Source organism: Hydrogenophaga borbori (genome assembly GCF_003417535.1).
GTDB classification, from domain to species: Bacteria; Pseudomonadota; Gammaproteobacteria; order Burkholderiales; family Burkholderiaceae_C; genus Hydrogenophaga; species Hydrogenophaga borbori.
The window spans coordinates 285809-309789 of the sequence record NZ_QVLS01000002.1 but is presented as its reverse complement, the minus strand read 5'-3'; the positions used below and the strand labels follow the sequence as shown (position 1 = coordinate 309789).

The 23981-nt window shown below is 71.5% G+C and carries 10 protein-coding genes; 2 read left to right on the top strand and 8 right to left on the bottom strand.

What is annotated here, in order from left to right; all coding sequences use genetic code 11:
• From DY262_RS04410 to DY262_RS04385, 6 genes are all read right to left on the bottom strand, one after another.
• On the bottom strand, positions 1–1110 hold the full coding sequence (locus tag DY262_RS04410; RefSeq protein WP_147326177.1) for a nucleotidyltransferase domain-containing protein: 1110 nt from the start codon (positions 1108–1110) through the stop codon (positions 1–3).
• A gap of 61 nt (positions 1111–1171) precedes the next feature.
• Complete coding sequence (locus tag DY262_RS04405) at positions 1172–2092, bottom strand: HprK-related kinase A (RefSeq protein ID WP_116957764.1); 921 nt, start codon at positions 2090–2092, stop codon at positions 1172–1174.
• Positions 2089–2385, bottom strand: a complete 297-nt coding sequence (locus DY262_RS04400) for a hypothetical protein (protein WP_116957763.1) — start codon at positions 2383–2385, stop codon at positions 2089–2091. The genes DY262_RS04405 and DY262_RS04400 overlap by 4 nt, the downstream gene beginning before the upstream one ends.
• Positions 2382–2996, bottom strand: a complete 615-nt coding sequence (locus DY262_RS04395; protein WP_147326176.1) for a hypothetical protein — start codon at positions 2994–2996, stop codon at positions 2382–2384. The genes DY262_RS04400 and DY262_RS04395 overlap by 4 nt, the downstream gene beginning before the upstream one ends.
• 111 nt (positions 2997–3107) lie before the next feature.
• Positions 3108–4502: a TIGR03013 family XrtA/PEP-CTERM system glycosyltransferase gene (locus DY262_RS04390; RefSeq protein ID WP_116957761.1), complete on the bottom strand. Its 1395-nt coding sequence runs from the start codon at positions 4500–4502 to the stop codon at positions 3108–3110.
• A 103-nt stretch (positions 4503–4605) separates the two neighbouring features.
• The gene (locus tag DY262_RS04385) at positions 4606–6543 is read right to left on the bottom strand and encodes a hypothetical protein (RefSeq protein ID WP_116957760.1); all 1938 of its coding nucleotides are present in this window, start codon (positions 6541–6543) and stop codon (positions 4606–4608) included.
• A gap of 281 nt (positions 6544–6824) precedes the next feature.
• Between DY262_RS04385 and DY262_RS04380 the strand changes: the two genes are divergently transcribed.
• Positions 6825–9011: an RIFT barrel domain-containing protein gene (locus DY262_RS04380; RefSeq protein WP_116957759.1), complete on the top strand. Its 2187-nt coding sequence runs from the start codon at positions 6825–6827 to the stop codon at positions 9009–9011.
• 12 nt (positions 9012–9023) lie between these two features.
• Here the strand turns inward: DY262_RS04380 and DY262_RS04375 are convergent, their stop codons facing one another.
• Together DY262_RS04375 and DY262_RS04370 are read right to left on the bottom strand one after the other, a co-directional pair.
• A complete protein-coding gene (locus DY262_RS04375) occupies positions 9024–10079 on the bottom strand; it encodes a polysaccharide deacetylase family protein (RefSeq protein ID WP_116957758.1) in 1056 nt (351 codons plus the stop codon).
• A gap of 26 nt (positions 10080–10105) precedes the next feature.
• The gene (locus DY262_RS04370) at positions 10106–10885 is read right to left on the bottom strand and encodes a class I SAM-dependent methyltransferase (protein ID WP_070398011.1); all 780 of its coding nucleotides are present in this window, start codon (positions 10883–10885) and stop codon (positions 10106–10108) included.
• A 403-nt stretch (positions 10886–11288) separates the two neighbouring features.
• Here DY262_RS04370 and DY262_RS22125 point away from each other — a divergent pair, with 403 nt between their 5' ends.
• Positions 11289–23945 (top strand): non-ribosomal peptide synthetase/type I polyketide synthase, encoded by a 12657-nt coding sequence (locus tag DY262_RS22125; RefSeq protein ID WP_181936415.1) that lies wholly within the window; start codon positions 11289–11291, stop codon positions 23943–23945.
• The last annotated feature ends 36 nt before the right edge of the window (positions 23946–23981 follow it).

Here is a 23981-nt window from a genome sequence, read left to right as displayed (position 1 = left end):
TCAGTTCTCCGTGGCGCCACGCGGCGCCCGCAGCGCCATCAGCGACTTGCGGGCCAGGTGTCCGGCCAGCAGCCAGGGCGGCATGCGCAGCCAATGGCCGCGCACATACAGGCCGGCGCGGGCCAGCGCGGTCCAGTGGTCCGACAGGGAGTGGTGGTCGGGGCGCAGCGCGCGCCGGTACATGGCGTCGAGCAGGCGGCCGCGCCAGCCCGGTGCCCAGCGGCGGTGCGCCCGCGCGGCCCAGTCGCGCGCCTCGGGCGGCAGCGGGGTGCGCAGCAGCTCGTCCAGATAAACCAGGGCCTGTGCCAGCGGACGCTCCCAGTGCAGCGCCGTGGCGCGCGCGGTGAGCGCGGGCCAGAACGCGGGGTCTTGCCCGAACTCGCCCACCAGCAGCTCGATGTCCAGCAGGCCGCGGCAACCCAGCTCCAGTTCGCCTTCGGCATAGAGGTGCGCGGCGCTGTGCAACACCATGTCCACGGGTGCCAGCGCGTGCACGCCCGGGTGGCCGGGGATGGGGCGGATGTCGCCCAGCATGGCCGAAGGATCGGCCCGCAGCCGGCCCGACAGCGGCACCAAGGCGTGGTGCACATCCAGCACCGTGCCCCGGCGCAGGTGGCGCATGGGTGGCAGCTCGTGCATCCAGGTGCGGTAGTAGCGCTGGTCGTAGGCATTGGTGTTGGTGCTGACCCAGCCGCTGAGCATCAGCGCCGACTCCACTTCGGCCAGGCGCTCGCGCGGCACCAGGATGTCGATGTCCGACACCATGCGCCCCTCGCCCACGCGCAAGCCCTGCAGCACGTAGGCCGCGCCTTTGAGCAACACCAGCGGCAGACCGGCCTGCCCGAACACGCGCAGCAGTTGCTGCGTCTCGTGCCGCAGTTCCTCGTGCTGGCGCCGCGCCAGCAGTTGCATGGACCACAGGTGGCGCGCCACCTCAGGCGGCACGTCCGCCCAGCGGCCGGCGGCGTCGATGCGCTCGGCCATGCGGGCCAGCAGATCGGCGCGGCGGCCTTGGCGCACCAGCAGGTCCCACTGGCCCGGCGTGAGCGAGCCCAGGCGCTCGGGCTCGCGCAGCGGCAGCATCAGCAGGTCGAGCGCGGGCAATGTCACGGGGCGACCCTCCGTGCCGCATACCGCGGTGCCGAGCGATGCGGGCACAGGTCGGCGGCGCTCATGCGGCCCTCGCCAGGGAATCGAACCACGCCGCCGCGTCGTCGAGCTCGCTGTAGCGCAGATCGAAAGCGTCGCAGCCGTCAACGATGTCGGCCATGCGCTCGAAACCGCGCGGGCCGTGCACGTGGTGGTTAAAGCTGTTCGACGCCAGCTCCACCAGCGTCTGCGGCTTCGGGCGCGGCACGGCGCTCAGGGGCGCGCCCTTCTCGAAACGCGGAAACACGATCCAGCGCGGCAGGGCCGGCAGCGCCGCCTGGCGCAGGCTGGCCTCGTTCACCCGCAGGTGCGCCACCACGCCCTTGAGCGTGTCGTGCGCCAATGGGCCGATCACCGCGTCCGGCATGCGCTTGCGCATCAAGGGAATGGATTCGTTCTTCAGGCTCACGGGCCGCGGCGAGGCGCTGAGCTGCCCGCTCGCCGGATCGATCAGCGCGAGCTCATCGGACATCAAGCGCCAGCCCCGGTGCATGAGCCAGGCGCACAGCGTGCTTTTTCCCGAGCCAGGTGGCGCCGGCAGCAGCACCGCGCGGCCGTCGCGCTCCAGCACGGCGGCGTGCACCGTGAGCCAGTGGTGGCAGTGGCTGGTCACGCACCAGTTCAAGCCCCACTCGAAGAAGGCGAAGGCCTCGCCGCGCGCCAACGGCGTGAACGGCCGCTGGCCGTCGACGTCGAGTTCGCAGCGAAGGCTGGTCCAGCCCAGACTGGGCAGGATGCTCACGTGGAAGTCGCAAAACACGTCTTCGTCGCCCGCGTGCTCATGCAGCGCGTACAGCCGCTCGATGCCTTCGCGCACGATGGGAATGGGGCTTCGCACACGCACGGTGAACGGCGGCACCGACAGCACCAGACCGCCGTTGTTGAGCCGGGCCGACAGCTCCGTGGGCGTCAGGTCGGCGACGCGTCCGCGGACCGCCCTCACGCAGACACCCGTTCGATGAAACCCATGTGCTCGAACTGCGCGAGGTGCTGGCGCACGCCCTCGACGTCCTCGGCTTCAGGGGGGGCTTGCAGCAGATGCCGCGCCAGGGATTCGGCGTCGGCGGGCCGCCCATCCAGCAGCCGCTCGATGAGCTCGGCCGCCACGGGCGAAATGGCACTGAGGCTGCCGTCCGCGGCGTCGTAGACCACGCCGCCATCGGGCCATCGCCGCAGGTACAGCGCCTGCGTGCGCCGACAGACCCAGGCGAACGGATCGCCTGGTGCCAGGGTCACAGAAACGAAGGACCGTAGACCAGGTCGAAATAGGCCATGGTCTGGCTCAGCGTCCAGGTGGTGCCCGCGAAGGGCTGCCAGACACCTTGGCCGTTCCAGATGGCGCGGCACTGCGCCTGGGTGAGCATCACGCGCGACGGGTCGTTCTGGTAGGCCTTGGCCGTGAGGAAGGCGGCGACAACGTGGCGGGCCAGCGCGGTATTGCCCTGGTTTCCGCCGGACTCCAGCACCTGCTGCAGGCTCTTGCCGGTGAAGACGCCGGCCGGGTTCTGGGTGAAGCCCGTTTCCGTGGACAGGAACCGGGTGGTGGTCTTGTAGTCGCGCGGCAGGCCGTTGTCGCGGTTCTTCCAGTAACCGTGCGACTGGCACTCGTAGTCGGTCTTGATCTCGCGCCGAGCGCTCACCTTCATCTGCGCCGCGCGCAGCGAGGAGAAGGTAGAGGGCTTGATGCAGGTGTGGTCGCCGCCAGCGAGCACGGTGTTGCTCTTGAGCGCGGCCAGCACGGGCGCGGCGCTGAGGCCGGCCCGAACCAAATGGCGACGCGAGACCCCGGACTTTTGGGCCCCGGCTTCCCGCACGGCGCCGTCTTCAGATTGGTTCACATCGGACATGGAAAAACTCCTTCGGCCTGACAGCCAAAACCCCGCGAGTTTGGCCGCACGTATACGGGGTATTGTAGATCGATCTGTAGCAAAAAGTAATCGTCTGGACGGCCGGCAGCCTCATTGCGCGCCCTTACCTGTTAACACTACCCCCACCGTCTCGAACAGCACCACCAGATCAAGAAAAAGTGAGTGGTTTTTCACGTAATACAGGTCGTATTGGAGCTTCTCGGCGGTGTCTTCCACGGTCGAGCCGTACTGGTACCGCACCTGGGCCCAGCCCGTCACCCCCGGCTTGACGCTGTGGCGCACCGCGTAGAACGGGATTTCCTGGATCAGCTTGTCAACAAAGAAGCCCCGCTCCGGGCGCGGACCCACCAGGCTCATGTCGCCGTTGAGCACCGAGAAGAGCTGAGGCAGTTCGTCCACGCGCAGTTTGCGGATGACCTTGCCCACGCGGGTGACGCGGCTGTCGCCGGCGGTGGCCCAGCGCGGCACGCCGTCCTTCTCGGCGTCGGTGCGCATGCTGCGGAACTTCACCACGTTGAAGGGGCGGTTGTTCAGGCCGATGCGTTCCTGGCGGTACAGGATGGGGCCAGGGCTCTCCAGCTTGATGGCCAGCGCCGCGATCGCCATGATCGGCAGCGAGATCAGGATCAGCACCGACGCGCCCAGGATGTCGAAGAGGCGCTTGATGGTGGTACGCACCACCCCCTGGTTGAAACCGTCGCCGAAGATGAGCCAGCCGGCCGACACGGCCTCCAGCCGGATCTGGCCGAGGTTCTGCTCATAGAAGGCGGCGATGTCGGTGACGCGCACGCCGCCCAGCTTGCAGTCGAGCAATGCCCGCATGGGCATGCTGCCGCCGCGCCGCTCGGTGATGGCCACGACGATCTCGTCGATGCGCCGGCTCTGCACCAGATCCGTCAAGGCCTGCTGGGTGGTGATCACCTTGCCGGCGGGCACCTGCTGCTCCTGTTCATTGGGGCCGGCCAGGTAGCCGCAGAGTTCGGCGTTGGCCCCGGGCAATTCCAGCGCACGGCCCACGGCCAGCGCGCGCGCGCCGGTGCCGAACACCAGCACCCGGCGCCTGGGAATGGCCTTCGGCAGGAATTCCCCCACCAGCACCTGGTACAGCAGCAGCACGGCGGTGACCATCATGATCAGCACCACCGACCAGGTGCGGCCGTAGAAGGCCTGCAGCGGCAGCAGCAGCAACACCGCCACCACCAGGGCCGTGGTCAGGCTGAACGACACCAGCGAACGCGCCAGCGCTTGCCGGGTGGACAGGATGGTGCGGCGGTCGTAGAAGCCCAGGGCGGCGTTGATCGCCAGGAAGCCGATGCCCATCAGCAGGCCGCGCGCCGCGCCGCGGCCGATCTGGGCGCTGGTGAGGTCTTCGGGCTTGGAGAGTGCGATCAGCGCGCCGACGAAAACGCCGGCGACCAGCGTGACGTCAAGCAACAGCTGGATGAGGGTGTGTCGGTCGAAATAGTGGTTGAAGATCCTGATCACGCGCGGTTCTCCGGGCACGGCAGATCGGTGTCATGTGGGTACTCCCTACCGCATCCTGCCCATTCGTCCGAGGATAGTGGCCACACCATGTCAACACAATCGCTTACATCCTGCTTTTGTGTGAAGTATTTCGCCCGAATGCCAAGCCAAGGCCCAGGGTGACCCACCAGCACCAGGCCACCCGGGGCACTTCGGTCACGCTGATGAGCAGACCGAGCGCCGCGATGGCGACCACGCCGGCCAGCCAGGCGCCGGCCAATGGCTCGCGTTCCCGCACCCCGCGCCAGGCAGCCTGCGCCGTGCCGACCAGCCAGGCCAGCAGCGCCACCAGCACGACGGCGCCGCGCTCGACCAGCACCTCCAGGTACAGGTTGTCCGCGTGCCAGGGTTCGAAATGCCCCTGGGCGGCGGGCAGCCAGCGGGCGGCCCCCTGCTCGAAGCCGGTGTTGAGCAAGCGCTGGCGGCCCTGGGGATCGAACAGCTCGAGGCGCTCGACCGTCACCGCCACGCCGGGGTTCAGCACCGACAGGCTGAAAAAGCCTTCACGCCAGCCCGCCAGCGGCGCGTCGGGGGCCAGCGAATCGCCGAACAGATCCACCTCGCGCACCACCCGGCCGGTCTCGCCGGCGGCGTCGTCCGCGTGGCGGATGAAGCGCCACTGGCAGCGGCGGTCGTAGATCAGGTGGCGTTCGCAGGCACTGACCAGCAGCCGCAGCCCGGGGCGCGCCTCGTAGACCAGTCGCGCGCGGTAGGTGCCGGCCTCGAAGCCGCGCAGGCGCTGCACCACCGCGAAGCGCACGCCGTCCAGGCCCGCACGATCGGGGCCGTGCAGCCGCAGGCGCGTCGCGCCGTCGGCCGTCGGCCACTGCACGCGGCCCGGCATCCCCCCGTCGGGGCGCTCGGCCCAGCGCGCCGGCAGGCGGCCGGCGCCGATGCCCAGGGCCACGTCCGCCATGCCATCGGCCGCCGAGGCCACGGCCCGCCAATGGCCGAAGCGATCGCTGAAGTCCTGGCCCGAGCGCGCCAGCCGCTGCGCGATGGCGGTGGTCCCGAGCAGCACCCAGACCAGTTGGGCCAGCACCAGCGACACCACCACGGCATTGCCCAGGCGCGGCGGCGCCCGGTCGCCGGCTGATGCCCCCAGTGGCATCAGCCGGTGCAAGGCGGCGGCCAGCAGCGTGCCGATCAGCGCCGCGCCGTACAGGCCGCGCGACTGGGTCGTCAGCACCACATGGCAGCCCAGCACGAACAGCGCGGCCGCCGCCCACCAGGCCCATGGGCCGCGCGCGCGCAACCACCACCAGGCGGCCAGCGGCAGGCTGAGGGCGAGGTAGGCGTCGATGGCACCGCCGCCCACGTGCATTTCCCAGAACCAGGCGGTGGTGCGGTAGCCCGACCACAGGTCGAACAGGCCGGCGTACAGCACGCGCTCCAGCAGCACCAGAGCGCAGACCGTGGCCAGGCCCGTGAGGCAGCCGCGCCACCAGGCCAGGCGCCAGCGCTGCCGCGATTCGCCATTGCCGCTGCTCCACAGCGGCAACAGCAGCGCCGCCCAGACCAGCGACTTGCTCGACCGCCAGGCGTTGGCCGGCGACGCATAGTCGGCGAAGGGGAACAAGGCCCAGGACGGCCAGGCCCCGCCATCGCCCAGGGCGCGGCCCGCACCCCAGGCCGCCACCACCAGCAAGGCGCCCGACAGCGCGAGCGAGCGCCGGTCCAGCGCCGGCCCGCCGTCGCGGTGCCGCCAGGCCTGCAGCGCCCAGGCGCCCCAGCCGCCGGCCGCCACGGCCAGCACCATCAGGTCGAACTCGTCGAACATGAGCCAGCCGGTGTGCACGGCCTGGCTGGCCCAGGGCAGCAGCGCCGGCAGCAGCCACGCGCCCAGCAATGGGCGCCAGGCCGTCAGCGCCATCGCCAGCAGTACCCCTGCGCCCAGGCCCAGCGGCAGGACCGGGTGGGCCGATGCCCCGATCAAGGCCGCGGCGGCGGTGCTCAGGGCAAGGGCGGCGGCCGCCAGCGTCTTCAGGGCTCGAACGGTCATGAAGACCCAAATGTATCAATCCGAAACCACGGTATCTGCCCCGCCAGGGCCCGCAGACCCTGCAGGCCACCGAGACAAAGCCCGGGCCTTTTCAGATGGTTTCGATTTCGGCGGAACTCACATTCTGAATCCTTGGCGTCACGAATTCGTGAAAAAATCCACGCGCCGCCAAATTCCCTCCAGGCGTTCACGCGGCGCCCGTCCTTCCCGCTTCCAAGAACCTCGGTGACCTTCTGTCGGTGCCGCGTGGCCCGGCGCAGAGATTGTTTGACCTGTCATCCATGAACACCTACTTTTTCGAGGTTCAACAGCGCGGAACCATGCTCGCGACGCTCTTTGCCGCCACCTGTCTGGTGGCCGCCTGTGGTGGCGGCGGTGGCAGCGGCGGGCTGGTCAGCGACGCACCGGCCCAGACACCCGGCGCAGTGTCGCCTCCCGGCGCGTCGCAGCCGCCCACCGCGCCGCCGCCCGGCTTCCCGCCGCCCCCGCCGCCGCCACCCGCTCCCTCGGCTGGCGCAGCGGGTCTGGCCTGCGCCGCGGGCGCCATCACCTGCGTGGAGGTGACGTCCGGCAGCGCCCAGACCAACCTGCCCATCACCTTCGGCCAGCCTTTCCGCAGCGGCGACCTCTCCACCAGCCAGGGCCTCAGCGCCCAGGACAGCGCCGGCAACACCGTGCCCGTGCAGATGGACGAGGTGTCCACCCACGCCAACGGCTCCGTGCGTTTCGCCGTGCTCAGCGCCACCTTGCCCAGCCTGCCGGCCAATACCCCGCGCCTGATCAACCTCTACCCCGCCGCCAAGAGCAATCCCGCCGTCTCGCTACCGGCCGATCCGGCCTGGAACCTGCAGGTCACGGCGCGCCTGTCCGACGGCACCACCCTGGTGGCCAACCCGCAGCAGCAGCTGCGGCAACTCATCGCCTCGGGCGCCGGCCGGCGCCTGCACGGCCCGGTGGCCAGCGAGTTCAACGTCGTGGCCCCCATGATCAACCAGGCCACCGGCGCGGCCCACCCGCACCTGGTGGCGCGCCTGCACACCCGCCTGTACAACGGTGGCAGCCGCATCCGCACCGACGTGGTGATGGAGAACAACTGGGCGCTCAAGGCCAACCCCACCAACCTGAGCTACTCGCTGACCGTCACGGCCAACGGCCAGACGCTGCTGTCGCAGCCCTCGTTCACACACACGCACCATGCGCGCTGGCACAAGGTGGTGTGGAGCGGCGGCGCCGCGCCGAACGTCCGCCTGCGCCACCACATGCCCTACTTCCTGGCCAGCCGCGCCACCTGGAACTACAACCTGGGCCTAAACATTCCCGACAGCGTGCTGCTGGACGAGGCGCGCTCGCTGTCGAGCAGCAACACCGGGCCCATGGGCACGGCCATGCTGACCACCAACATGCCCGGTACCGGTGGCCGCGACGAGATCGCGCCGCTGCCGCGCTGGACGGCGCTCTACCTCATCACGCAGGACGACCGCGCCCGCGCCTCCATGCTGGCCAACGCCGACGCCGCCGCCAGCGCCCCCGTGCACTACCGCGACGAGTCCACCGACCAGCCCATCAGCGTCGTCAAGTACCCCGGCATCGCACTGCGCTACGGCGCCTCCAGCCCCTCGGTGCCCGCGGGCAATGGCTCCAGCGCCTGGACGCCGGACATCGCGCACCAGGGGTCGTACTCGTACATCCCCTACCTGATCACCGGCGACGCCTTCTACCTCGACGAAATGATGTTCTGGGCCGCCTGGAACATCGCCGCCAACGACCCCATCTACCGCGAGCGCGACAAGGGCCTGCTGATGCCCGAACAGGTGCGCGGCCAGGCCTGGGGCATCCGCTCGATCGCGGAGGCCGCTTTCGCCGCCCCGGACTCGCACGCCATGAACGGCTACTTCGACACCATGCTGTCGAACAACATGGCTTGGGCGCTGGCCACCTACGGCCCGGGCAAATCGGGCCCGCTGTTCTCGCCCATGGGCGCGCTGATCTCGCAGTACAACAACAACCAGACGCCGTCGTACGAGTCGGACTTCTTCGCCACCGTGATGAGCTGGCTGGCCGAGAACAACGTGCCGAACGCCAGCGCCGTGCTCAACAGCGTGGGCCGCATGCAGATCGACCGCTTCCTGGCCAGCACCCAGTCGGCCGGTTTCTGCACCAGCCGCGCCGCGGGCTACTGGCTGCAAACCATGAGCGGCGGCAGCTACATCAACAACTGGGCCGACTTCTACCGCGCCAACTACGGTTCGGCCGCCTGCGAAGGCTCTGCCGCGGTCGGCGATCCCGCCTATCCCGACTGGGCCGGCGGCTACGCGGCCGTGGCGCGCGGCATGCTCGCCGCCGCCAGCAACGCCGGAGCCAACAACGCCGCCACCGCCTATGCGCGCTGGAGGGCGTTCACGCCCCAGCTGGAGTCGGGTGCGCGCGGCTTCAGCAGCGACCCGTCCTACGCCATCGTGCCGCGCTGAGCGGCCGGCGGTTCAAACCGCCGCGCGCTCGCTCGGGGCGGTCGCCGGTGTGGCGGCCACATCGCGCCACAGGTCCAGCAGCGTGGAAAACTGGCCACCAAGCCGGTCGCGAAAGTGCGCGCAGACGCGGTCGATGCGGCGCAGGAACTCCTGCAGGTCGTGCTCGTTGCGCACATAAGGCGTGTTGCCCGGTGCCAGCGAGGGTGAATGGTAGGTCAGGCTGAACACCCGCACGCCCTGCGCGTACAGCGCCTCCATCAATCGGATCTGTGTGTCCGCGTCGAACCCCTCGGGGCTCAGGCGGGCGCGCCACAGCACGTCCAGGCGGCTCAGCACCGACTGCACGCGCAGCTGCTGCAGCATGGGGTTGTCCCAGAGCGCGGCGAAGCGCTGGCCGGCCCACCAGGCGCGCCCGCCGTAGCCCACGGTCAGCGGCACCTCCAGCAGATCGCGCGACTCGTCGGCGAAGAAGGGGTGCATGGACGTGCCCAGGAAGTTGGGCCCGTGCACGCGCTCGAAGCTGGTGGCCGGCACGAAGCTGCAATCGATGCGGTAGCCCAGGCGCCGGATCACGCCCATGGTGGCCGCGCCGACGCCATAGCGTCCGGCCTTGAAGATGAGCGGCCGCTGCCCGAAGGCCTGGGCCACGGCCTCCGTGCTGGCCTCCAGCTTGGCGGCTTCCAGCTCGGGCGGCAGGTTGCCGTGGAAGGAGTTGTAGGCGTTGACCTCGTCGTCGTACGGCGGCGTCACCCAGGGATGGCAGTGCGTGCCGAAGTGGGCGCGGCCCGCGTCGACCAGCCGCCGCAGGTAGCTCGCCGCCGGCGCCGAGCGGGCCACCGCATAGTCCAGCACGTAGGTCGGCACGATGCCGTACTTGTCGAACACCGCGTGGGCATGGTCCTGCGCGGGGATCGACTCCGTCGCCACGGCGTCGCGGTTGAAGGGCTGGGTCCAGTCGAACTCTTCCTCGGTGTCCACCACCACGAGCAACAGGGGCCGATCGGACGAACGCCGCGCCGGCACCGGACGCAGTTCCGGGTGATCGATCGGGCGGTAGCCGGCGACCATCGGGCGGGCGGTGGAACGCGCCGGGCTCACACGCGGCGCGTGCCGTGCACGGTGACCGTGCGGTAGTAGGCGCCGAGCGAGGGCATGGACGAGGCGATGGCGGCGTCGACGCGGTCGGCCGCGTTCACCATCCAGTTGCTGGGCTGCGCGCGCACCGCCTTGGACAGCACCGCGGCGGGAAAGGCGAACAGGTCGGTGTACAGGTGCTTGGGCGCGAAGTAGCGGTCCAGGATGTCGAGTTCCTCGCGCGCCAGCGGCTTCTCGTCGGGCGTGCGCGCCTTGGGCGTGAGGGCGCGCACCAGGCGCGCCACCGGGTTGAGCAGCAAAGGTTCGACGAACAGGATCTCGCCGCCCGGCTTGGTCACGCGCGCGATCTCCTTGACCGCGCGCTCGAATTCCAGGTGGTGCAGGATGGCCGTGCCGAACACCAGATCAAAGGTGGCGTCGGGGAATTGCAGCTCGTGCGCGTCCATCAGCTTGAACTCCACCGGCAGGCCCTTGGCCTGGGCCACCTGGCGGCCTTTGTCGAGTTCACGGTCGGAGATGTTGATGCACGTGAGCTGCGTGGGCTTGAGGTTCCACTTGAGGTAGTGGGCCTCCCAGGCCTGGCTGCCGACTTCCAGCACGCGGGTGTCGGTGTGGCGCGTGTGCACGGCGCGGATCAGCTCGTCGCGGCGGCGCCGCGCGGGGCCCATCTGGGTATAGGCCATGACCGCCTCCAGGCGGTCGCGCTCCAGCTCGTCGTTGTCGTAGATCTCGGCCTCGCGGCTGACGCGTTGGGCATCGTGTGAAGTCGGGCTCGTCATGCGAAGGCCTCCAGTTGATTTGCGCGAATGGGCGCCCAAGGGCCGCCACCATCCGTCGAAGCTAGCACAGGGATGCACATTTACATACCTTCGATGCACATCCGAACGTGCGATATCTCCACGAAATGGCGATGCATGAGATGTCAATCATCAACACAATCGCCTTACTGGTACTCGCATTCCGCCGCCAGCAGGCCTCAGCGCACCGCTTGGCGCCTGATTCCCCATACCGCCACCGGTACCGTCAAAAAGTTCACAACCGCGCGGCCACGGCGATTGGCCTTCGGGAACGCCGTTGTTACAGTCGGTTTCGAGTGGCGTTATTTTGTATTAGATTCTCCGGCTCTGGTTCTACGAGGTGAGGATGGACAAGACAGCTCAAACGGAACCATCGGCACGGCGTGTGTCCCGTTTGGGTGAATGGCTCGTCCAAGCGGCGCGGGCCTGGCCCGAGCGGCCCGCCCTGGAAACCGCCGACGGTCAGACGCTGACGTACCGCGAACTGCTCGCGCGCGTCGAAGACGGCGCGCGCCGCTGGCGGGAGGCGGGCGTGCGCGGTGGCGAGCGCATCGCCATCGCCGCCACGCGCTCGCCCGAGTCCATCGTCCACATCCTCACCGCCGCCCACCTGGACGTGGGCTACGTGCCGCTCGATCTGGCGTACCCCGCCGAACGACTGGCCGCCATGCTCGATGACGCGCGCCCGCGCGCCGTGGTGGGCGAGGCATCGGCACTGGCCCTGCTGCGCGAACGCGTGGGCGAGCTGCCCACGCTGGAGCGGCCCGCCCCCGCCACGTCGGACCTGCACGCCGCCGGACCCCGCCTGGCCTACGTTCTCTTCACCTCCGGCTCCACCGGCCGGCCCAAGGGCGTGGCCATGGGCGAGGGTCCGCTGCGCCACCTCATTCACTGGCACGTGGCGCACCCGCGCCTGGGCCAGGCCGCGCGCACCCTTCAGTTCGCGCCGCTGTCCTTCGACGTGCACTTCCAGGAAATCTTCTCCACCGTGGCCACGGGCGGCACCCTGGTGCTGGTGCCCGACGCCCAGCGCCGCGACCCGGCCTTGCTGCACCGCGCGCTGATCGACCTGCGCGTCGAGCGCCTCTTCGTGCCTTACGTGGCGCTGCAGATGATCGCCGACGCCTCGCGCGACGAGGCGCCGCGCCACCTGCGCGAAGTGGTCAGCGCCGGCGAGCAATTGCAGGTGAGCCCGGCCATCCGCGCCCTGTTCCAGCGCCTGCCCGGCGCCGAGTTGCACAACCACTACGGCCCCACCGAAAGCCACGTCGTCACCGCGCACGACCTCACCGGCGACCCGGCGCAGTGGCCCGAGATCCCCCCCATCGGCAAGGCCCTGCCGCACGTGCAGGTGGCCCTGCGCGAGGCGCACGACGACGGCGAAGGTTTCACCGTGGGCGAGCTGTTGCTGGGCGGGGAAACCCTGGCCAATGGCTACCTGGGCCGCGCCGATCTGAGCGCCGAACGCTTCCGCACCGACGTCGGCCCCGAGCCCGGCCCCGGTGGCCAGACCTGGTACCTCACCGGCGACCTGGTGCGCCGCGACGAACACGGCGTGCTCACGTACCTGGGCCGCGCGGACCAGCAGGTCAAGGTCGATGGCTTTCGCATCGAGCCCGGCGAAATCGAACTCGCCCTGATGGCGCACGAGAGCGTGAAGGAAGCCGTGGTGACGGCGCCCGAGCTGCCCGGCGCGGGCCGCCAGCTGGTGGCGCACGTCGTGCTGAACCCCGGCGTGGCCGCAGCAGCGGCCAGCCTGTCGCCCCTGTGGCGCCAGCACCTGCGCGCGCGCATGCCCGAGTACATGGTGCCGGTGCGCTACGTGGTGCTCGACCGCCTGCCCGTCACGCCCAGCGGCAAGATCGACCGCCGCAGCCTGCCCCTGCCCGCGATGGACGCGAGCCCGCTGGACGCCAGCGACCCGCTGGCCCTGGCGCGCCGACTGTGGTGCGAGCTGCTGGGGGTCGAACGCATCGCGGACGAGCAGAACATCTTCGACATCGGCGCCAAGTCGCTGCTGGTGATGCGCTTCGTCTCGCGTGTGCGCGAGGCGGGCATCACCACCCTTGGCGTGGCCGATGTGTACGACCGCCCCACCCTGGCCGGCATGGCCGCCGCCATGGCGGGCACGGCCAGCGCGCCGCGCCGCCCGCGCCGCGCGGCCCCGGCCAACGCCGCAGGTGGCATCGCCATCGTGGGCATGGCCGTGCGCGTGCCGGGCTCGCCCGACCTCGAATCCTTCTGGCAGAACCTGCTGGACGGGCGCGAGGGCATCCGCCATTTCCGCCCGGACGAACTCGACCCCGCCGTGCCGGAAGAACAGCGCGCGCGCCCGAACTTCGTGCCCGCGCACGGCGCGCTGGAACACGCCGACCGCTTCGACGCCGCGCATTTCGGTGTCTCCGCCCGCGAGGCCGTGCTGCTGGACCCGCAGCAGCGCCTGATGCTGGAACTCAGCATCAGCGCGCTGGAGCACGCCGGCATCGACCACACGCGCACCAGCGAACGCGTGGGCGTGTACGCCGGCACCGGCAACAACGCCTATGCGCTCGCGCTGCGCCAGGAGAACCCCGAGCTCATCCGCCAGGTGGGCGAGTTCGCCACCATGCTGGCGAGCGAAAAGGACTACGTCGCCACGCGCATCGCCAACCGCCTCAACCTCAAGGGCCCGGCGCTCAGCATCCACACCGCCTGCTCCACCAGCCTGGTGGCCGTGGCGCAGGCCTGGCACGCGCTGGCCAGCGGGCAGTGCGACATCGCGCTGGCCGGCGGCGCCAACGTGCACGTGCCGCAGGCCACGGGCTACCTGCACGTTGAGGGCGGCATGGAGTCGGCCGACGGCCACTGCCGCCCCTTCGATGCCCAGGCCAGCGGCACCGTGTTCGCCAGCGGTGGCGGCATGGTGGTGCTCAAGCGCCTGGACGACGCCGTCGCGGCCGGCGACACCATCTACGCGGTGGTGCGCGGCGTGGGCCTCAACAACGACGGCGGCGACAAGGCCAGCTTCACCGCGCCCAGCGTCGCGGGCCAGATGGAAGCCATTCGCATGGCGCTGGAGCACGCCGGCGTCGACCCGCGCAGCATCGGCTACGTGGAAGCGCACGGCACCGCCACGGCGCTGGGCGATCCGATCGAGATCAGCGCGCTGAGCAAGGCCTGGGCCGAAGACACCGCGGACACGCAGTTCTGCGCCATCGGCTCGGTCAAGAGCAACATCGGCCACCTGGCGGCGGGCGCCGGCGTGGTGGGCCTGGCCAAGGCCGCGCTGGCGCTGCAGCGCGGCGTCATCCCGGCCACGCTGCACTACACCCAGCCCAACCCGCAGATCGATTTCGGGCGCACACCCTTCCAGGTGGTGGCGCGCAACACGCCCTGGACCGAAGGCCATGGCGACGCCCCGCGCCGCGCCGCCGTCAGTTCTTTCGGCGTGGGCGGCACCAACGCCCACGTGGTCATCGAGGCCGCGCCTGCTGCACCTGCTGCGCCGTCTTCCACCGGCGAGCAGGCCGAAGGCCAGCGCTGGGTGCTGCCGCTGTCCGCCCGCACGGCCGACGAGGCCCTGGCGCGCGCCCACGCCCTGGCCGACCACCTGCAGGCCCACCCCGAGCTGCCGCTGCCCGCCGTGGCCGCCACGCTGATGCGCGGGCGCCGGGCCATGGCGCAGCGCCTGAGCGTGGTCGCGGCCTCCACCGCGCAGGCCATCGCGGCGCTGCGCGGGCTCAAATCCCCCACCACCGCCCTGGCCGCACCTCGCCTGGTCTTCCTGTTCCCCGGCCAGGGCTCGCAGCACCCGGGCATGGCGCGCCAGCTGTTCGATGAGGCCCCCGCCTTCGGCGAGGCCCTGCGGCGCTGCACCGAGGCGCTCCAACCCCTGCTCGGCGGCACCGACCTGCTGCCCTGGCTGGTGCAGGCCGATCCGGCCGACGAGGCCATCGCGGCCGAGCTGGCCGACACGCGCCACGCGCAGCCGGCGCTGTTCGCCATGTCCTACGCGCTGGCCAGCTGGCTCGACAGCCTGGGCCTGAAGCCCGCGGCGCTCATCGGCCACAGCATCGGCGAGTACGCGGCCGCCTGCCACGCCGGCGTGATGCCGCTGGACGACGCACTGGCCGCCGTGGTCGCGCGCGGCCAGGCCATGGCCGAACAGCCCCCTGGCGCCATGCTGGCCGTGCGCCTGGGCGCGGACGAACTGCGCGCGCGCCTGCCCGAAGGCATCGACATCGCGGGCATCAACGCGCCCACGCTCACCGTCGTCGCGGGCCCCTTCGAGGCCATCGACTCGCTGGCCAAGACCCTGGAAGCCAGCGAGGTGCACTGCACCCGCCTGCGCGTCTCGCACGCCTTCCACAGCGCCAGCATGGACGGTGCGCTGCCGCGCGTGCAAGCCGCGCTCGCCAAGGCCCCCCTGGGCGCGCCGCGCCTGCCGGTCTATTCCTGCGTCAGCGGCGCGCCGCTGACCGCCGCCGAGGCCACCGACCCCGGCTACTGGGCGCGCCAGGTGCGCGCGCCCGTGCGCTTCAGCCAGGCCGTGCAGGCCGAGCTCGCCCAGGGCGAGTGCGTCTTCCTGGAGGTCGGCCCCGGCCAGGCGCTGTCCGCGCTGGTGCGCCAGCACCGCAGCGCGCAGAACGCGGTGCCGCGTTGCCTGGCCCTGCTCGGTCCCGCCAACCAGCCCGGCGAGCCCGCCGCGCACGCGCTCGCCACCATCGGCGCGCTGTGGTGCGCGGGCGTGGACATCGCCTGGCCCGTGGCCGCGAGCGCGCGCCGCGCGGCCCTGCCCACCTACCCCTTCGGCGGCGAGCGCCACTGGTTCACGCGCCGCGCCCCCGCCACCCCCACCCTTTCATCGACCGGTGCCCCGGCACCCCAGCAGGCCCCTATTGCCATGAGTCGCATCCCCGCCGTCGAAGCCGAACTGCAACGCATCCTCAGCGATGTCTCGGGCCTGCCCGCCGACGAGATCGCGCCCGAAGCCAGCTTCGTGGACCAGGGCCTGGACTCGCTCTCGCTGACCCAGGCCACGCTGGAGATCGAGCGCGTGTTCGGCGTCAAGCTGCGCTTCCGCCGCCTGCTGGAAGACCTGGACAACACGCACAAGCTCGCGGCCCTGCTCGACGCCGAGATGCCGCCCGAGCGCTTCGCGCCCCCCGCGCCGGCCGCGGTGGCCGCACCGGTCGTGGCCGATGCCGTCGCCCTGTCCGCACCGATGGCCGCGCCGCAAGCCGTGGCCCTGCCCGCCTTCCATGCCGCCCCGCTGGCCGCCGGCCAGGGCGGCGCGCTGCACACGCTCATCCAACAGCAGATGCAGCTCATGTCGCAGCAGCTCGCGCTGCTCGCCGGCGCGCCGGTGGCACCGGCCGCCGTGGCCGCACCGATGGCCGCACCGGTGGCCGCCCCGGTCAGCGCCGCCGCGCCCGTGGCCCGCGCCAGCGCAACCGCCCCCGCACCCGCCGCCGGGGGCAACACCCCCGGTGCCGACGGCGCCGAGCCTTCCATCAAGGCCCTGGTCGACAAACCCTTCGGCGCCTCGCCGCGCCTCACGCTGCAGGCCGGGCAGGACTTCACGCCCGCCCAGCACCGCTGGATCGACGACTTCATCGCCCAGTACAACGCGCGCACCGGCAAATCCAAGTCCTTCAGCCAGGACAACCGCAAGGTCATGGCCGACCCGCGCGTGGTCACCGGCTTCAACCCGATGTGGAAGGACCTGGTCTATCCCATCGTCGTCGAGCGCTCCAAGGGCGCGAGCCTGTGGGACCTGGACGGCAACGAGTACATCGACCTGCTCTCCTGCTTCGGCGCCAACATGCTGGGCTACCAGCCCGACTACCTGCTGCAGGCCATGCACCAGCAGCTCGACCGGGGCCTGGAGGTCGGCCCGCAGCACCCGCTGTCGGCCGACGTCGCGCGCCTCATCTCGCAGTTCACCGGCATGGAGCGCGTGGGCTTCTGCAACACCGGCTCCGAGGCCGTGATGGGCGCCATGCGCATCGCGCGCACCGTCACCGGCCGCAAGAAGATCGCCATCTTCAGCAACTCGTACCACGGCATCTTCGACGAGGTCATCGTGCGCGGCACCAAGCAGCTGCGTTCGCTGTCGGCCGCGCCGGGCATCCTGGCCAACGCGGTCGAGAACATCCTCGTGCTCGACTGGAACAGCGAGGAATCGCTCAAGGTCCTGCGCGAGCAGGGGCCGCAGCTCGCGGCCATCATGACCGAGCCGATCCAGAACAAGTACCCCAACATCCGCCCGCGCGAGTTCGTGCGCTCGCTGCGCGAGATCGCCGACCAGCACGGCTGCGCGCTGATCTTCGACGAGGTCGTCACCGGCTTTCGCGTGGCGCGCGGCGGCGCCCAGGAGTTCTACGGCGTGCGCGCCGACATCGCCACCTTCGGCAAGGTCATCGGCGGCGGCCTGCCCTTCGCGGCCATCGCCGGCAACGCCAACTGGCTGGACGCCCTGGACGGCGGCCACTGGCAGTACGGCGACCACTCCTATCCCGAGGCGGGCGTCACCTACTTCGCCGGCACCTTCGTGCGCCACCCGCTGGCCCTGGCCGCGGCCAAGGCCTCGCTGGAGCACATCGACCGCGCGGGCCCGGCCTTCTATACCGAGATCAACGCGCGCACCCAGCGCATGATCGACCGCCTCAACGCCGGCTTCGCGCAGCGCGGCGCGCCCTGCAGCGCGGTGCACTGCGCCTCCATCTGGCGCCTGCACTGGGACGAAGGGCAGAAGAACGTCAGCCTCTTCTACTACCTGATCCGCCACCTGGGCCTGCACGTCTACGAGCAGTTCGGCCACTTCGTGACCGAGGCCATGACGGAAGAGATCACCACCCGCATCGCCGACACCATCCTCAAGGCCCTGGACGAGCTGATGGCCCAGGGCTTCATCACGCGCCGCGATGGCGGCTCGCCCGGCGGCGGCCAGCCCGTGGAGCCCACGCCCACGAACACCACCGCCACCGCGGCGCCCACCGAAGCCGCCCTTTCGCCCGGCCAGACCGAGCGCTGGCTGGTCGGCGCCTTCGACGACAACGCGCGCCGCGCGCTCAACGAGTCCTTCTGCGTGAGCCTGCAGGGCGGCGCCGACAAGGCCGCGCTGCGCCAGGCCCTGCAGGACGTGGCGCAGCGCCACGCCGCCTTCCACCTGGCCTTCGACACCGGCGAGCCGCGCCAGAGCCTGCAGCCGCTCAAGCCCGTGGCCATCGCCGAGGTGGACCTGCGCCACGAGGCCGACGCCGACGCCGCGCTCGACGCTTTCTGCACACAGGCCAGCCGGCGCGACTTCCCCTTCGACCAGGCCCCGCTCGCCGCCTTCAGCCTGCTCGAGCTGTCCGATGGCCGCGTGGTGGTGCACGTGGTCGCCAGCCACCTGATCTTCGACGGCTGGGCCTCCAGCGTCTTCAACGCCGAGCTCGCCGAGGCCTACCAGGCGCGCCGCCAGGGCATGGCGCCGGCCTTCGCCAAACCCGCCGAGTCGCCGCTGGCCTTCGCCGCCGCCGAGCAGGCGCGCCAGGACAGCGCGCAGGCCCGGGAGGCGCTGGCGTTCTGGACCAACGTGATGCAGCAGCCGCCCCCTCCGGTGAACCTGGGCGACCGCAGCCCGGCCGGGCGCCGCCAGTTCACGGCCGACACCGTGCGCGTGCGCATCGAGGGCCCGCGGCTGGAGCAGCTGCGCCAGCGCGCCAAGGCGCGCGGCGCCACCCTGTTCCAGTGGCTGCTCACCGCCGTCACGCGCCTGATCCAGGAACGCGGCGGCCAGGACGAATTCGTCGTCAGCATCCCCTACGCCAGCCAGGCGCTGCAGCGCCATGGCCCGCTCATGGCCGACGGCGTGCTCGACCTGCCGCTGCGACTGTCGTGCTCGCCACAGGACACCGATGAGGCGCTGCTCACGCGCGTGCGCTCGCACCTCATGGATGCCTTGGAGTACCCGGTCATGACGCAGGGCACGCTGGCCCGCGCCCTGGGCCTGCCCAGCCGCGGCGACCGCCCGCCGCTCACCGGCATCTACTTCAACCTCAACCCCAAGGTCGACCTCTCGGGCTACCTGCCGCTGCGCGCCGCCCTGCACGAAGGCCGCAAGCAGGGCCTGCTGGCCGAGCTGTTCTTCAACTTCTACGAGCAGGACGCCGCGCTCACGCTGGACCTGCACCACAGCGCCGAGTTCTTCAGCCTGGAGCGCGCGCAATCCCTGGTGGACGGCCTGCTGGCGCAGATCGACCGGCTCAATGGCTCGCCCGCGGTGGCCGCGCCCGCCACGCCGAAGGCATCCGCGGCGCCAGCGCCGGCCAGCGCCGCCACGCCCACCGTCGACCCGCGCCTGGGCGCCTGGAACCGCGCCACCGACATGCCCTTCGACGTCACCACGCGCGTCGAGGCCTCCATCCGCCAGCAGGCCCTGGCCACGCCCGACGCCATCGCGGTGATCGCGCACGGCGCTCCGCTCACCTACGCCCAGCTCGAACAGCGCGCCCGGCGTTTCGCCCAGCTGCTGGCGCAGCGCGGCGTCGGCCCCGGCCACCTGGTGGGCGTTTGCATGGCGCGCGGCCCCGAGCTGGTGCCCGCGCTGCTGGGCATCCTCAAGACCGGCGCCGCCTACGTGCCGCTGGACCCGAACTTCCCCAAGGACCGCCTGAGCTACATGGCCGAGGACGCGGGCCTGCGCCTGGTCATCACCGAATCGGCGCACGCCGCGCTCAGCGGCCTGTCGCGCGAGCAGCAGGTCCGCGTCGACGACGACCGCGCCCTGATCGACGCCGCGCCCGACACCGAGCTGCCCACGCCGCAGAACCCCAGCGGCGACGCGCCGATGTACGTGATCTACACCTCCGGCTCCACCGGCAAGCCCAAGGGCGTGGTGGTGCCGCAGCGCGCGGTGAGCAACTTCCTCATGGCCATGCGGCGCGAGCCGGGCCTGACGGCCAGCGACCGCCTGCTCGCCGTCACCACCCTGTCCTTCGACATCGCGGTGCTGGAGCTCTACCTGCCCTTGGCCATCGGCGCCTGCACCGTGCTCGCGCAGCGCGAGGAAATCATGGACGGCGAGGTGCTGGGCCGCCTCATCGCCGAGCAGCGCATCAACGTGATGCAGGCCACGCCCACCACCTGGCACATGCTGCTGGACGCGGGCTGGCGCGCGCCCGCGAACTTCCGCGCCCTGTGCGGCGGCGAGCCGCTGCCGCCCTCGCTCGCCGCCCAGCTGCTGGACCAGAAGATCGAGCTCTGGAACATGTACGGCCCCACCGAGACCACGGTCTGGTCCACGGTGCAGCGCATCACCGATGCCACGCAGAAGATCAGCATCGGCCACCCCATCGCCAACACCCAGGTCTGGGTGCTCGACGAGCAGGGCAGGCCTTGCGGCATCGGCCAGGAAGGCGAGCTGTGCATCGGCGGCACCGGCGTGGCCAACGGCTACTTCAACCGCCCCGAACTCACGGCCGAGCGCTTCGTGGCCGATCCCTTCAGCGCCGCGCCGGGCGCGCGCCTGTACCGCACCGGCGACCTCGCCCGCTGGCTCGACAACGGCACCCTGGAACACCTGGGCCGCCTGGACTTCCAGGTCAAGATCCGCGGCTACCGCATCGAACTCGGCGAAATCGAGGCCCGCCTGGCCGCGCTGCCCGGTGTCGCGCGCACCGTGGTCATGGCGCGCGAGGACACGCCCGGCGATGTGCGCCTGATCGCCTACGCCGTGCCGGCCGCCGGCGCCACGCCCGAGCCCGCCGCGCTGCGCGAGGCCCTGCGCGGCGGCCTGCCCGACTACATGCTGCCCCAGCAGGTGGTGCTGCTGGACGCCCTGCCCCTGCTGCCCAACGGCAAGATCGACCGCAAGGCCCTGCCGCAACCCGTGGCCATGGCCCCGGCCGCCAGCGGCCCGCTCACCGCTGCGGCCACCGACACCGAACGCGCCGTGCTGGAGGCCATGCAGGCCGTGCTCAAGCTGCCCGCGATCGGCGCCGACGAAGACTTCTTCGCGCTCGGCGGCCACTCGCTGCTCGCCGCCAAGCTCATGGGCCAGCTCAACAAGGGCCTCGGCCTGCAGCTGAACCTGCGCGTGCTGTTCGAATCGCCCACGGTGCAAAAGCTGGCGCGCGCCATCGACGAGCAGCGCGGCGGCAACGCCCCGCAGCGCCCGCCGCTGGTGCACCAGCCCGAGCGGCGCCAGGCCCCGCTCACGCTCATGCAGGAGCGCATCCGCTTCATCGAGGAAATGCACCCCGGCCGCGTGGTCTACAACGTGCCCTCGGCCCACCGCCTGCGCGGCCCCATGGACGAAGCCCTGTTCGACCAGGCCTTCCAGGCCATGGTGCGGCGCCAGGCCTCGCTGCGGACCATCGTCGTGCGCGACGGCGACACCTGGGTGCAGCGCACGCTCGACAGCGTGCCCTGCTCGCTGCTGCCCGTCGAAGACCTGAGCCACGTGCCCGAGGCCCGGCGCGAGGAGGCCATGGCCGACCTCGTCACCACCTGGGTGGCCCAGCCCTTCGCCCTGGACCAGGCCCCGCTGTTCCGCGCCCGGCTCATCCGCATGGACGAGCGCCACCACATCTTTTTCTTCATGACCCACCACGTGGTGTGGGACGGCTGGTCCTTCGACCTGCTGTACGAGAACATGAGCGCGTTCTATTCGGCCCTGCTGGAGCAGCGCGAACCCGTGCTGCCCGCCATGCCGCTGCAGTACGTGGACTTCGCCGCCTGGCACAACGAATGGATGCAGGGCGAAGAAATCGCCAGCCAGCTCGACCACTGGCAGCGCCAGTTCCTCAAACGCCCCGTGCCGGCCGCGCTGACCGACCTGCCGCGCCTGCCCGGCGCGCAGCGCGTGGGCAGCACCGAGTACATGCGCATCGAATCCGCCCATGCGGAGCGCGTGCGCGAAGTCGCCAAGCAGACCGGCTCCACGCTGAGCATCGTCGCCCTCGCCGTGTACGCGGTGCTGGCCTCGCAGCTGCTGCACGACCCCGAGCCCACCATCGGGGTGCCGGTGCGCGGCCGCCCGCACCCGGACCTGGAGCCCATCATGGGCTTCTTCAACAACATGCTGCCGGTGCGCCTGGCCGTGCGGCCCGAGATGAGCTGGCTGGAGTGGATCAAGCACGTGCGCGCCACCATGGTGGACGCCTTCGCCAACCAGGACGTGCCCTTCGAGCGCCTGTCCGCCGCGCTGGAGACCGCCCAGCCCGGCCAGCACGGCCGCCTCTACCAGGCCCTGTTCACCTTCCAGGACGCGCGCGCGCGTCCCGCCAACTGGGGCCCGCTCACGCATGAGCGCACGCGCTTCAAACACCGCGGCGCCACCGAGGACCTGAACTTCTGGCTGGTGGAAATCCCCGGCGGCATCGAAGGCGGCATCCAGTACGACACCCAGCTCTTCCTGCCCAGCACCGCGCAGCTGCTGCGCGAGCGCTTCCTGGCCACGCTGATGGGCCTGGCCGACAACCCGAACCGCCGCGTGGCCGACGTCCTGCTGCCCGGCGCCGCCGAGCTGGAGCGCCTGCGCACGCTCGACGCCGCACCGGTGGTCGGCCACGACCTGCTCAAGGCCCTGGCCCGCGCCGACGGCACCCCACTGCTGCGCCACGGCGCCAACGCCCTGGACGGCGCCGCCCTGCAGGCCCGCGTGGCCGCCGCGCGCGCGCAGCAGGGCAGTGGCCGCTCCGCCGTGGAGATCGCCACCCAGGACCCCATCGAGGCCCTGGCCCGCGCCCTCGCCGCCTTCGGCGCGAACCGGGCGCTGCGCTGGCCCGGCGGCGCCGACACCGACGCCCGCCGCTGGAGCGACACCGTGGAAGCCCTGGCCGCCCAAGTGCAACTGCTGCCCGGCGACCGCCTCATCGCCCACGGCGGCCACCCCGGCCTGCGGCTGGCCCTGCTGGGCCTGGCGCTGCGCCACGGCGTGGAGCTGGTGCTGGCCGACGACCCTGGCGCGCCCGAGGCCCTGGAGGCCCTGCACGCCGACAACACCGCCCTGGTCTTCGCCGACGCCAACGGCTGGGCCACGCTGCTGCAGGCCAACGCCGGGCGCGCGCTCTCGCTCATCGCCGCGCTGGACGTGCGCGAGGCCAGCCCCGAAGGGATGCAAGCCCTGGCCGACACCCAGGCCAGCGCCCTCAACCTGGCCCCAGACCCCGCCACCGGCCTGCCCCTGGCCATGGGCTGGGCGCACGGCCCGGCCGACCACAACACCTTCGGCAAGCCCCTGCTGCCCGACAGCCTGCGCATCGGCGAGGCGGCCGAGCGGCCCGCCGCCATCGGCGTGGCCGCGCCGCTGTGGGCGCGCGGGGCCGACGGCAGCTGGCGCGCCACTGGCACGCTCGCGCGCTGGCGCTCCGACGGCGTGCTGCAGGCCATCGGCGAAGACGGTGCGCACGCCGTGATCGCCGGCCAGCGCCTGGCGCTCGACGCCATCGAACAGGGCATTGCCCAGCTGCCCCTGGTGGCCCGCGCCGCCGCCGCGCTGCAGATCGGCCCGCAAGGCGAGCGCCGCCTGCTGCTGGGCCTGGAGCCCGACACCGGCCTGCAGGACGCCGGCCTGGACGCCCTGCTGCAGCGCGTGGACCAGCGCCTGGCCCAGCACCTGCCCGCCGCCGCGCGCGCCCACCTGCAGGTGCTGTGCTGCGAGCGCCTGGCCACCACCGCCGAGGGCCGCTTCGCGCCCACCGCCTCGCGCCTGCGCCGCCGCGACAGCGCCGCCTCGGCCGCCGACCACTTCCAGGGCACGGCCACCGAGCGCGAGATCTTCCTCGTCTGGAGCGAGCTGCTGGGCACCACCGCCATCCGCCGCAACGACAACTTCTTCGACCTCGGCGGCACCTCGCTGAGCGCCATGCAGGCGGTGCAGAAGCTGGAGAAACGCGTGGGCAAACAGGTGAGTCCGCGCCGCTACGTCTCGGAAACCCTGGCCCAGCTTGCCGCCGCCTACGACGGCCAGGCCGCCGGCGCCACCACCACCGAAACCGACGCCCCGTCCCTCCCACCGAAGAACGGTGGCGGCCTGATGTCGCGCCTGCGTCGCCTGGTGCAAGGCGCCTGAAGCGGTGAACGGCCAAGCCTGTTACCGTCGCCTCCC

Coding starts and splice junctions, on each gene's coding strand:
- DY262_RS04395 (WP_147326176.1), bottom strand. CDS start 2,996: ATGTCCGATGTGAACCAATCTGAAGACGGCGCCGTGCGGGAAGCCGGG.
- DY262_RS04385 (WP_116957760.1), bottom strand. CDS start 6,543: ATGACCGTTCGAGCCCTGAAGACGCTGGCGGCCGCCGCCCTTGCCCTG.
- DY262_RS04380 (WP_116957759.1), top strand. CDS start 6,825: ATGAACACCTACTTTTTCGAGGTTCAACAGCGCGGAACCATGCTCGCG.
- DY262_RS04375 (WP_116957758.1), bottom strand. CDS start 10,079: ATGGTCGCCGGCTACCGCCCGATCGATCACCCGGAACTGCGTCCGGTG.
- DY262_RS04370 (WP_070398011.1), bottom strand. CDS start 10,885: ATGACGAGCCCGACTTCACACGATGCCCAACGCGTCAGCCGCGAGGCC.